The sequence below is a fragment of the Pantoea sp. 18069 genome, assembly GCF_902706035.1.
In the GTDB taxonomy this organism is placed as follows: Bacteria; Pseudomonadota; Gammaproteobacteria; order Burkholderiales; family Burkholderiaceae_C; genus Comamonas.
Genome location: NZ_CACSJA010000002.1, coordinates 372,344 through 382,513, shown reverse-complemented (window position 1 = coordinate 382,513; position 10,170 = coordinate 372,344). Strand labels below are relative to the sequence as shown.

Genomic DNA, 10,170 nt, shown 5'->3' with positions numbered 1-10,170 from the left:
GGGGGGTACATCGGAGTTGTCGATGGAGGCTTCAAGGGCCTGGAAATCGACTTGTGCACTGTCGCCGCTGACGTAGTAGGACCAGCCTGCATCCTGGCTCAGGCGCTCTTGCAGTTGCGCCTGTGTCACGCTGTCCGAGCCGAGTTGGCTGGTGCCGCCGGCATCGAGTGCAATGACTTGCAGCGAGCCGACGTTGCCGGCCTGGACCAGTGTGTTGCTGATGGCGGTCAGGCCTGATTCGCTGACATTGACGATATGCACTTGTGCGCCATTGGCCTGGGCCTGGGCGGCCAGGTCCTGATATTGGGGAACGCGGCTGTCTATGAGGACCACTTCCTGAGGCGCTGTGTCGGCCCGGCTGCCATCGAAGTCCAGTGGCTGCGGGCTTCGGCCCTCGAGCGATGCATCCGACGCATGACCTGCATTGTCTTGATGCACGTCGTCCGGGGGCATGGCGTCCTGGGCGGCCACCATGGCTGCGCCATCAAACAGCAGCCGCGGCTCCAAGGCCAGCAGACGGCTAGTTGAACGGAGGCGTTTGCTTGACTTTGCCATGGTGGATTCCTTTGTAATTCGATGTGTGATTGTGCGAACCGTAGGATAAAGATTACTTTTTCTTACGCTCTTGTCCGTATCCGAAGGGGCATCAAACAGGAAATTTTATTGTTATTTTTTGAAATCTATGTTTTTCAGCGTCCCGTGCCTGGATTCTAGGGACTCAGGCCAGTTGGGGCGGGGGCTTGTAATTTGTTGACATTCTGTTGCATTGTTGGTTGTTTTGTTGCGACGATTCGGGCAAAAAACAGCTTCGCGGAGCTTGAGCAATTGCGGGTTCTATGCGCAAAAGATGGCGTCAATATGGGTTCTCTGTGTGTTCGCTTTGGGTGGGTGTTGCTCTTGCGAGCGCATGCGTCACGCCTGACGGTCGGCGGCTGGCTGGCAGCGCTGCTGAAAGCACGCCGACTGGGTGCTGCGCGCCTTCGGCGACGGCTGCATCAGCCAGCGCGCCGCTGGGCGAGGTCCTGCTCAGCCAGTGAGCTACAGGACAAAGTCAACCTTCCGGACGAGGCACGTCACCGGCCAGCCCCAGGTGATGCGGGCGTGCGCCGTGCGCCAAGATGGACGGTTGAGCGCCCCGAACGGTGGCGCGTCTGAAGGGGCAGTTCCATCGCGCAGATGCTGCAATTTGTCCTGTGCTTCGAGGAACTGGAACAGCCGCTGGCCCGGCAATTCCTGCCAGCGCGCCACGACGCGCCGGTCGACACTTCCTGCATGGCGCGGCTCTTGCCCCTGCCATGCCGCGTGAGCTGATCTGCGCAGGCCTTGGCGTGGCGGTTCTTCAGCGTCGCCAGCCCATAGGTTCTAGGACTGCGCCACAGCGCCGTCGGCTGCGCCCGGCTGTGCCAGCCCATGGAACGTGGTCTGCGTGACCCAGTCGAGGATCTGCGCATGGGTGTACTGGCCCGACTCCTTGAGCAGCGCCACGACGGGATCGCAGGCGCGCGCGAACAGCGTGTAGAGCACGAGTTCGGACGGCAGCTGGGCGTTGAGCTGGCCGCTGGTCTGGGCTTCGGCGATCCAGATGCTCAGGCGGTTGCTCAGCGCAATCAGCCGGTCCATATAGGCATCGTTCGATTGCAGTGAAGCGCTGAGGCTGGAGTTCTGCGCCGGCAGCGACGGCATTTCGCCTTCGAGCTGGGTCTGCATGGCCCAGCGGATCACCGCGCGCAACTGGTCCACGGGTGACAGCGGCGAGCCGGTCTGCGCGGCTTCGCTGGCCTGGGCGCGCAAGCCGTCGACAAATGCCAGCGCACGGTCGAGAACACCGACCATCGCCGCGCCCGCGAGCTCTTCCTTGGACGTGAACAGCTTGTAGAGACTGGCCTTGGCCATGCCCGCTTCCGCCGCGACTTCGTCCACGGTCATCGCGTCGTAGCCCTTGCTGGCCAGCAGGCGGTTGACGGCGGTGACGATGGCTTCCTGACGCAGGCGCTGGATCTGCTCTTTGATCGATGAACGGGTTTCCATAGGCCTTGATTCTAGAGCGAAACCCCGAGTGTGGAAACTTTATAGTGCAAAGTCGAGACTTAAAAGATATATTGTGAACTCATGAGTTCATTAATTGATCTTTCAAGTACAAAAATGGAGTTCGCCATGCACCGCATCGCTGTCATCGGATCCGGCGTCGCCGGCCTGTCTGCCGCGTGGCGGCTCGCGGATGCGCATGCGGGCCACCAGGTCACGCTGTTCGAGGCGGGCCGCCATTTCGGTGGCCACGCGAACACCGTGAACCTCGCGCTTGACGGCATACAGCACGGCGTGGATACGGGCTTTCTGGTCTACAACCAGCAGACCTATCCCTTGCTCACGGCGCTGTTCGCCGAGCTGGGCGTGGACAGCGCGGCGTCCGAGATGTCGCTGTCGGTGCAGTGCCTGGATGCGCGGGGCGGCAGCGGCCTCGAATGGAGCGGGACTTCGCTCAACGCGGTGTTCGCCCAGCGGCGCAACCTGTTGCGGCCACGGTTCTGGGGAATGCTGTCCGAGATCCTGCGTTTCAACCGCCTCACGACCGATCTCGCGCGGCGCCAGGTCGAAGACGAATTGCAAAGCCCTATCGCCGATTTCCTCCACACCCATGGCTTTGGCAAGGCGTTTCGCGAAGACTATCTGCTGCCGATGATCGGCAGCATCTGGTCCTGCCCGACCGAGCAGATGCTGCGGTTTCCCTTGGCGACGCTGGTGCGCTTTTGCCACAACCATGGGCTGCTGCAGGTCACCAAGCGTCCGCAGTGGTACACGGTGCGCGGCGGCTCGCGCGAATATGTGCGCCGCATGGTCGCGCGGCTGCAAGGCCCGGGCGTGCACCAGGCACGCCTCAACACGCCGGTGCTGGGCGTGCGCCGGCTGGATGCAGGCGTGCTGGTGCAGACGGCGCAGGGCAGCGAAGCCTTCGATGCCGTCGTCATGGCCTGCCACAGCGACCAGGCGCTGGCCTTGCTCGGCGCCGATGCGACGTCGCTCGAATCGGCGGTGCTGGGCGCGATCCGCTACCAGCCCAATGTCGCGGTGCTGCACACCGATACCGGCGTGCTGCCGCAGCGGCGCGCGGCCTGGGCGGCCTGGAACTACGAGCGCGCCGCGGGCGCGGGCGCCCACCAGGCCCAGGTCTGCCTGCACTATCTGCTCAACCGGTTGCAGCCGCTGCCCTGGCAGCAGCCGGTGATCGTCTCGCTGAACCCTTCGCGCGCCATCGATGAGGCCAAGGTCCAGCAGCGCATCGAATACAGCCACCCGGTGTTCGACCTGGCCGCCATCCAGGCCCAGGGCAAGGTCGCGGCGCTGCAAGGCCAGCGCCGCACCTGGTTCTGCGGCGCCTGGTCGGGCTATGGCTTCCATGAGGACGGCCTGCGTTCGGGCCTGGCCGCGGCCCAGGGCGTGATGCAGGCCCTGCGCCGCATGCCGCAGAGCGTCGCGCAGGAGGCCGCATGACCCAGGCCCCGGCGCAGCCGTTGATCGGCATGGGCCATGTCTGGCACCGGCGCCTGCGGCCGGTCGCGCATGCGTTCCGCTATCCCAGCTATTTCCTGCTGCTGCCGCTGCGCAGCCTGCGCGACCAGCCCAGCGCGGCGCTGGCGCGCAACCGCCGCGCGGGCATCAGTTTCCACGACTGCGACCACGGAGAAGGCGGGGGCGACGCGCTGGCCTGGTTCGATGGCGTGCTGCAAAGCGAAGGCATTGCCGACGCCGATGGCGAAGTCTGGCTGCACACCTTTCCGCGCGTGTTCGGCTATGTGTTCAAGCCGGTGAGCTTCTGGTATGCGCACCGCGCCGATGGGTCGCTCGCCGCAGTGCTGGTCGAAGTCAACAACACGTTCGGCGAACGCCATGCCTATCTGCTGGCGGGCGATGAACTGGACTGGGGGCGCGAGCAGACGGCGCGCAAGGTCTTTCATGTCTCGCCTTTTTGCCGCATCGAAGGCCACTACCGCTTTCACTTCGAGCGCACGGCCGCGGCTGCCGGCAGTCCGGCGAACACGCGCGTGCGCGTCGACCTGCATGACGACGCCGGGCCCCTGCTGCACACCAGCGTCGCCGGGACGCTGCAGGTGCTCGACGCGGCCAGCATACGGCGTGCGCTCTTCGGCATGCCTTTGATGACCCTGGGCGTGGTCGCCCGTATCCACTGGCAGGCGCTGCGCCTGTGGCGCAAGCGCCTGCCTTTCATTTCCAAACCCGCGGCTCCCGAACATTTCATATCGCGATGAACACCACCACAGTCCCCACAGCGGCCGCGGCCGCCCCGCGCCGTGCCACGGCCGCTACCGAACGCGTGCTGCGCCTGCTCGAGCGCCTGCCCATAGGCCAGCTCGAGCTGCACCTGCCGGGCCGCCATATGCTGCGCCTGCCGCTGCACCCCGGGGCGGCCGCCGACGGCGAGATGCCGCGCGCCGCGTTGAACGTGCGCGATGTGCGGGTGTTCGAGCGCGTCTGGAAGTCGGGCGACACCGGCCTGGCCGAGGGCTTCATCGATGGCGATTGGGACAGCCCCGATCTGCCCGCGCTGCTGCGCCTGTGCATTGCCAACCGCACGCACATCGAGGCCATGGTCTATGGCAGCTGGTGGGGGCGGCTAGCCTACCGCCTGCGCCACCTGCTGCGGCGCAATACCCGCGCGGGCAGCGAAAAGAACATCCATGCCCACTACGACCTGGGCAATGATTTCTACCGGCTGTGGCTGGACGCCAGCATGAACTACAGCGCGGCCTGGTTCGAAGGCCGCGACCCGCAAGGCGCAGACCTGCAGTCCGCGCAACTGGCCAAGGTGCGGCGCGCGCTGCGCGAAGCGCGCGTCGCGCCCGGCATGCGGCTGCTTGAAGTCGGCTGCGGCTGGGGCGGTCTGGCCGAAGTCGCGGCCGGCGAGTTCGAGGCCCAGGTCACGGGCGTCACGCTGTCCAGGGAGCAATTGCTCTGGGGCCAGCAAAGGCTGCGCGCCGCGGGGCTCGAAGGCCGGGCCGCGCTGCACTACCAAGACTACCGCGACCTGCCGGCCGCGCATGGCGCAGCGCCCTTTGATGCCATCGTCTCGATCGAGATGTTCGAAGCCGTGGGACACGAATACTGGGCCGGCTACTTCGACATGCTGCACGCCTGTCTCAAGCCCGGCGGCCATGCCTGCATACAGACCATCACCATTCGCGACGATCTGTTCGAGCGCTATCTGAACTCCACGGACTTCATCCAGCAATACATCTTTCCCGGCGGGCTGCTGCCCAGTCCGTCGGCATTCGAAGCCCAGGCCAGGCGCGCCGGTTTCGTCGTCGAGCAGCGGCTGGCGTTCGGGCGCGACTATGCCGAGACGCTGCGCCGCTGGCGCGACGCGTTCATCGCCGGTCGCGACGGGCTGCTGCAGCTGGATTTCGACGAGCGCTTTGCGCGCATCTGGACTTTCTATCTGGCCTACTGCGAAGCAGCGTTCGACACCGGCAATACCGATGTCATCCAATTCACCCTGAGAAAGCCCCTGCCATGACTGCCGGCCGGCCCACGCGGCGCGCGCTGTTGCAGCAAGGCAGTGGCGTTCTCGCTGCCCCCATTCTTGCCATGCCCCTGACCGCTTGCGCTGCCCCCACCCGGCCCGAGGAACTGCGCGCCGACCTGCCCGATGCCCGGCTCGTGGGCACGGGTGTGCTGCGTTTTTTTGGCCTGCGCGTCTACGAAGCCCGGCTGTGGGCCGGCCCGGGCTTTGCGCCCGAGCACTACGCGCACCAGCCGATGGCGCTCGAACTGCTCTATGACCGCAAGCTCGAAGGTCTGGCGATCGCCGAACGCTCCATTGCCGAAATGCGCCGCATCGGTGCGTTCAGCGAAGCGCAGGCGCGGCAATGGCTGGCACTGATGACCACGGCGTTTCCCGATGTCGCGGCGCAGGACCGGCTGCTGGGCTGGAGCGACGGCCAGGGCGGCGTGCGCTTTTTCCACAATGGGCGGCTGACGGCGCAGGCGCGCGACGCAGAGTATGCGCGGCTGTTCTTCGGCATCTGGCTGGCCGCGCAGACTTCGGCGCCGGCGCTGCGCAAGTCGCTGCTCGGGCTTGCGGACTGACGCTGCGCTTCGCACCATGACCACTGCCGCGCGCGCTCCCCTGCAACTGCCCTGGCGCACTGGGCTGGCCTATGGCGCGCTCGCCGCGCCGCTGGCCTTTGTGTCGCTGCCGCTGTATGTGAACCTGCCGCACCACTACGCGAGCGTTGCCGGCGCGCCGCTTGCGGCGCTGGGCGGTGTGCTGCTGGCCACGCGCGCGCTCGATGCGCTGATCGACCCCGCGCTCGGGCGGCTTGCCGACCGGCTGTTCCGCCAGGGCAAAGGCCAGGGCCATGCCTGGTGGGCTGCTGTACTGGGCTGCGTGCTGCTGGCGCTGGGCTTTGCCGCGCTGTGGCACCCGCCCAAGGACAGTGCGACGGCAATGCTGGTCTGGCTCGCGGGCGCGCTGCTGCTGACGACGCTGGCCTACAGCGCGGTCTGCATACTGCACCAGGCCTGGGGCACGCGCTGGGGCGGGGCGCCGGCCTGGCGCGCGCGCGTCACGGCCTGGCGCGAAGGCGCGACGCTGATCGGCGTGCTGCTCGCCAGCGCGCTGCCGCTGTGGCTGGGCTTCGACGCGACCAGCGCGCTGCTGGTGCTGGGGCTGATGCTCGGGCTCTGGAGCCTGCACCGTTTGAAGTTGCCTGTGGCGCAGCTGGCCGACCCCGTGGCGCCGTCGCCCGATCGGCCGCAGCGCTCGCCCTGGGCCAATGCGAGCTTTCGCTGGCTGATGCTGGTGTTCATGCTCAATGGCGTGGCCAGCGCGATTCCCGCGACCTTGCTGCCGTTCTTTGTCGCCGACCGCCTGCAGGCGCCGCAATGGCAGCCGCTGTTCCTGCTCGGCTACTTCGGCGCTGCGGCGCTGGGCTTGCCGCTGTGGGTGCGCGCGGTTGGGCGCCGGGGCCTGGCGCCGAGCTGGCGCGCGGGCATGGGCCTGAGCGTGCTGGCGTTCGCGGCCACGCCCTGGCTGGGCGCGGGCGATGGCGCGGTGTTTGCGGTGATCTGCGTTGCCAGCGGCCTGGCGCTGGGCGCCGACCTGGCCTTGCCGGCCGCGCTGCTGACCGGTGTGATCCACCAGGGCGGCGCGGGCGGGCAGTCCGAAGGCCGCTATCTGGGCTGGTGGACCTGCGCCACCAAACTGAATCTGGCGCTGGCCGCGGGCCTGGTGCTGCCCTTGCTGTCGTGGGCCGGCTACCGCAGCGGCAGCACCGATGCCGCGGCATTGCAGGCCCTGGCCTGGCTCTACGCCGGCCTGCCCTGCGTGCTGAAGCTGGGCGCTGCTCTGGCGCTCTGGTGCGCCGAACGCCACCACCCCACATGGAGACACACGACATGAAGCCATCGACTTTTGCGATCGCGCGGCGCGCGGCCCTGTGCCTGGCGGCTGCGGCGCTGCTCGCGGGCTGCGCCGGCCCTGAAGTCCAGGACTATGCGCGGGAACAACCCGTGCTGGACCTGCGCGAGTACCTCAACGGGCCGCTCACGGCGCACGGCATGTTCACCGATCGCGCGGGCAGGGTGGTCAAGCGCTTTTCGGTGCAGATGACCGGCCGCTGGGACGGCGACAGCGGCATGCTCGACGAGCATTTCGTCTACAGCGACGGCACGACGCAGCGCCGCGTCTGGCACCTCAAGCACCTGGGCGAAGGGCGCTACACCGGTCGCGCCGACGACGTGGTCGGCGAGGCCACGGGGCAGACCGCGGGCAATGCCTTCCACTGGAAATACACGCTGGCCCTGCCGGTCGACGGCCGGGTCTGGAACGTCGACCTCGACGACTGGATGTACCGCATGGACGCGCGCACCGTGCTCAACCGCACGGCCATGCGCAAGTTCGGCCTGCACCTGGGCGACATCACACTGGCGTTCGACAAGCCGCCCAGGGACTGACCACCATGGCCTTCTTTGGAGCCCCCCTGAACCCGCCGCTGCGCGACTGGACCGGCCGCTGGGTCTGGATCATAGGCGCGTCGTCGGGCATAGGCCGCGCCACCGCCGCGGCACTGCACCGCGAAGGCGCGCGCGTCATTGTCTCGGCACGCCAGGCGCCGGCGCTCGCGGACTTCGTCCGTGGGCATCCGGGCTGCGTCGCGTTGCCGCTGGACGTGGGCGATGCGCAGGCGCTGCGCGCCGCGGCACTGCAGGTGCAGGGCCAGGCGGGCCCGCAGGGGCTGGCGCTGGTGCTCTATTGCGCGGGCCACTACCGCGCGCAAAGCGCGACCGCGTTCGACCTGGCCGAGATGCAGCAGCATCTTGCCGTGAACTACGGCGGCGTGCTGCACCTGCTGGCCGCCGTGCTGCCGCAACTGCTGTCGGCGGGCCGGGGCCATCTGAGCCTGGTCGGCAGCGTGGCCGGCTACCGCGGCCTGCCGATGTCGCTGGCCTATGGGCCGACCAAGGCCGCGCTCAACAATCTTGCCGAAAACCTCTACCTCGACCTGCATCCGCGCGGCATAGGCGTGTCCATCATCAACCCGGGTTTTGTCCAGACGCCGCTGACCGCGCAGAACGCTTTTCCCATGCCCGCGCTGATCAGCGCCGACGAGGCTGCCGAGCGCATGCTGCAAGGCTGGGCGCGCGGTCGTTTCGAGATGAACTTCCCGCGCCGCTTCACCGCCTGGGTGCGGCTGCTGCGCTGCCTGCCCGACGCCTGGTACTTCGCGGCCGTGCGCCGCACCACCGGAGCCTGATGCCATGCCCTTGTTTTCCTCTGATCCCCGAATGGCGGCGGTCGTCACGGCCTATGAAGCGCTGCGGCCCGAGACCGTGCCGGCGCTGCTCGCGCTCTACAGCCCGCAGGCGCGCTTCAAGGACCCGTTCAACGAAGTCCAGGGCCGGGCCGCGATCGGCTGCGTGTTCCAGCACATGTTCGATACGCTGGGCGCGCCGCGTTTCATCGTGGGCCAGGCGGTGAGCGAAGGCGACGCCGGTTTTCTGACCTGGGAGTTCCTGTTCGAGCGCGCGGGCGGCGCGCGGATGTGCATTCGCGGTGCGACCCATCTGCACTTCGCGGCCGATGGCAGCGTGGATCTGCACCGCGACTACTGGGATGCCGCGGAAGAGCTTTATGCCAAGCTGCCGGTGCTGGGTGTGGTGATGCGCGCGCTGCAGAAAAAGCTGGCGGCCAGGCCGCGCTAGCGAGTTAAGCCGCCGCGGGTTGGCGAAACAGCTCCTCGATGCACGCGCGCAGCCAGACCTTGGCCGGCTCCTGGGCAAAGCGCCGGCTCCAGTGCAGCGAGACCGCGAAGCGGTGGTCGGGCAGGCCGGCGTCGAGCAGCGCATAGCCGCCGCCGCGCACGAAGCCCGCGGCGATCTCGTGGGGCATGACCACGGCCAGATCGGTCTGGCTCACGATGGACGGCACGGCCAGGAAGTGGGCCGCCGACAGCCGGATGCGGTCGGTGAGTTCTAGCGCCTCAAGTATGCGCAGCGTCTCTGAGTGCGAGCGCACGGCGACGAATTCAAGCTGGCGCAGCGCCTTGATGCCCGGTCGCGAACTTTTCCCTTTCTGCAGCAACGGGTGCTGGCTGCGCAGCAGCACGCAGTAATGGTCTTGCAGCAGCACGCTGCGCTCGGTGCTCAGCACGCCGGGCAGAAAGCCGATTGCCGCGTCCAGCGTGCCGCGGTCCAGCGCGTCGGCGATATCGGCCATGGGCAGCGGCAAGGTCTCTATGCGTATGCCGGGCGCGCGCTGGCGCAGCGCCGCCATCAGCGCGGGCAGGAAGCGCGCTTCGCCGATGTCGCTGAGGTGAATGCGAAACACCTGGCGCGCGGCGCGCGGATCGAACGCCTGCGCTTCGCCCAGGCCGACTTCGAGCGCCGCCAGCGCTTCGCGCACCACCAGCGCCAGGCGCTCGGCGCGCGGCGTGGGGCGCACGCCGCCATGCACGCGCTCGAACAGCGCATTGCCCAGGAGCAGGCGCAGGCGCGTCACCGCCTGGCTGGCCGCGGGCTGCGACAGGCCCAGTTCCTCGGCCGCGCGGCTCACGCTGCGGTGGCGGTAGACGGCGTCGAACACGCGCAGCAGGTTCAGGTCCAGCCGGTTTATATCCATGGAGTGAATATCTCTTAGATGGTTTATGCAGTTGC

General features: G+C 67.7%; 12 protein-coding genes. 9 read left to right on the top strand and 3 right to left on the bottom strand.

The genetic code is table 11. The features are described from left to right. A partial coding sequence (locus GVL12_RS03895) for a DUF4347 domain-containing protein (RefSeq protein WP_159911349.1) occupies window positions 1-555 on the bottom strand: 555 nt, incomplete at its 3' end. Window positions 556-1,176: 621 nt separating this feature from the next. Between GVL12_RS03895 and GVL12_RS26845 the strand changes: the two genes are divergently transcribed. After that, window positions 1,177-1,311 carry a hypothetical protein gene (locus tag GVL12_RS26845; RefSeq protein ID WP_306770573.1) on the top strand — a complete coding sequence of 45 codons (135 nt, stop codon included), beginning with the start codon at window positions 1,177-1,179 and terminating at the stop codon, window positions 1,309-1,311. A gap of 51 nt (window positions 1,312-1,362) precedes the next feature. On the opposite strand, the gene GVL12_RS03890 is transcribed toward GVL12_RS26845, so the two are convergent. After that, window positions 1,363-2,028, bottom strand: coding sequence for a TetR/AcrR family transcriptional regulator (locus GVL12_RS03890; RefSeq protein ID WP_159911321.1), 666 nt, complete (start codon window positions 2,026-2,028; stop codon window positions 1,363-1,365). Window positions 2,029-2,154: 126 nt separating this feature from the next. Here GVL12_RS03890 and GVL12_RS03885 point away from each other — a divergent pair, with 126 nt between their 5' ends. The 8 genes from GVL12_RS03885 to GVL12_RS03850 all read left to right on the top strand — a co-directional run bounded on the left by GVL12_RS03885 (window position 2,155) and on the right by GVL12_RS03850 (window position 9,219). Next, window positions 2,155-3,489: an NAD(P)/FAD-dependent oxidoreductase gene (locus GVL12_RS03885; protein ID WP_159911320.1), complete on the top strand. Its 1,335-nt coding sequence runs from the start codon at window positions 2,155-2,157 to the stop codon at window positions 3,487-3,489. Continuing rightward, on the top strand, window positions 3,486-4,265 hold the full coding sequence (locus tag GVL12_RS03880) for a DUF1365 domain-containing protein (RefSeq protein WP_159911319.1): 780 nt from the start codon (window positions 3,486-3,488) through the stop codon (window positions 4,263-4,265). The genes GVL12_RS03885 and GVL12_RS03880 overlap by 4 nt, the downstream gene beginning before the upstream one ends. After that, entirely contained in the window at window positions 4,262-5,530 is a 1,269-nt protein-coding gene (locus GVL12_RS03875) for a cyclopropane-fatty-acyl-phospholipid synthase family protein (protein WP_159911318.1), read from the top strand. The genes GVL12_RS03880 and GVL12_RS03875 overlap by 4 nt, the downstream gene beginning before the upstream one ends. Window positions 5,531-5,601: 71 nt before the next feature. Then, window positions 5,602-6,102 (top strand): chalcone isomerase family protein, encoded by a 501-nt coding sequence (locus tag GVL12_RS03870; protein WP_200843478.1) that lies wholly within the window; start codon window positions 5,602-5,604, stop codon window positions 6,100-6,102. Window positions 6,103-6,118: 16 nt separating this feature from the next. After that, window positions 6,119-7,417, top strand: coding sequence for an MFS transporter (locus tag GVL12_RS03865; RefSeq protein ID WP_159911317.1), 1,299 nt, complete (start codon window positions 6,119-6,121; stop codon window positions 7,415-7,417). Beyond that, entirely contained in the window at window positions 7,414-7,971 is a 558-nt protein-coding gene (locus GVL12_RS03860) for a DUF3833 domain-containing protein (protein WP_159911316.1), read from the top strand. The genes GVL12_RS03865 and GVL12_RS03860 overlap by 4 nt, the downstream gene beginning before the upstream one ends. Before the next feature lie 5 nt (window positions 7,972-7,976). Continuing rightward, window positions 7,977-8,771 carry an SDR family oxidoreductase gene (locus GVL12_RS03855; RefSeq protein WP_159911315.1) on the top strand — a complete coding sequence of 265 codons (795 nt, stop codon included), beginning with the start codon at window positions 7,977-7,979 and terminating at the stop codon, window positions 8,769-8,771. Between the two features lie 4 nt (window positions 8,772-8,775). After that, window positions 8,776-9,219, top strand: a complete 444-nt coding sequence (locus tag GVL12_RS03850) for a nuclear transport factor 2 family protein (protein WP_159911314.1) — start codon at window positions 8,776-8,778, stop codon at window positions 9,217-9,219. A 4-nt stretch (window positions 9,220-9,223) separates the two neighbouring features. Here GVL12_RS03850 and GVL12_RS03845 read toward each other — a convergent pair whose 3' ends face one another. After that, window positions 9,224-10,135 (bottom strand): LysR family transcriptional regulator, encoded by a 912-nt coding sequence (locus GVL12_RS03845; RefSeq protein ID WP_159911313.1) that lies wholly within the window; start codon window positions 10,133-10,135, stop codon window positions 9,224-9,226. Window positions 10,136-10,170: the final 35 nt, after the last annotated feature.

What these genes read in the sequence shown, in the direction of transcription:
- GVL12_RS26845 (WP_306770573.1), top strand. Translation starts at nt 1,177, where the DNA reads ATGCTGCAATTTGTCCTGTGCTTCGAGGAACTGGAACAGCCGCTGGCC.
- GVL12_RS03890 (WP_159911321.1), bottom strand. Translation starts at nt 2,028, where the DNA reads ATGGAAACCCGTTCATCGATCAAAGAGCAGATCCAGCGCCTGCGTCAG.
- GVL12_RS03885 (WP_159911320.1), top strand. Translation starts at nt 2,155, where the DNA reads ATGCACCGCATCGCTGTCATCGGATCCGGCGTCGCCGGCCTGTCTGCC.
- GVL12_RS03880 (WP_159911319.1), top strand. Translation starts at nt 3,486, where the DNA reads ATGACCCAGGCCCCGGCGCAGCCGTTGATCGGCATGGGCCATGTCTGG.
- GVL12_RS03875 (WP_159911318.1), top strand. Translation starts at nt 4,262, where the DNA reads ATGAACACCACCACAGTCCCCACAGCGGCCGCGGCCGCCCCGCGCCGT.
- GVL12_RS03870 (WP_200843478.1), top strand. Translation starts at nt 5,602, where the DNA reads ATGCCCCTGACCGCTTGCGCTGCCCCCACCCGGCCCGAGGAACTGCGC.
- GVL12_RS03865 (WP_159911317.1), top strand. Translation starts at nt 6,119, where the DNA reads ATGACCACTGCCGCGCGCGCTCCCCTGCAACTGCCCTGGCGCACTGGG.
- GVL12_RS03860 (WP_159911316.1), top strand. Translation starts at nt 7,414, where the DNA reads ATGAAGCCATCGACTTTTGCGATCGCGCGGCGCGCGGCCCTGTGCCTG.
- GVL12_RS03855 (WP_159911315.1), top strand. Translation starts at nt 7,977, where the DNA reads ATGGCCTTCTTTGGAGCCCCCCTGAACCCGCCGCTGCGCGACTGGACC.
- GVL12_RS03850 (WP_159911314.1), top strand. Translation starts at nt 8,776, where the DNA reads ATGCCCTTGTTTTCCTCTGATCCCCGAATGGCGGCGGTCGTCACGGCC.
- GVL12_RS03845 (WP_159911313.1), bottom strand. Translation starts at nt 10,135, where the DNA reads ATGGATATAAACCGGCTGGACCTGAACCTGCTGCGCGTGTTCGACGCC.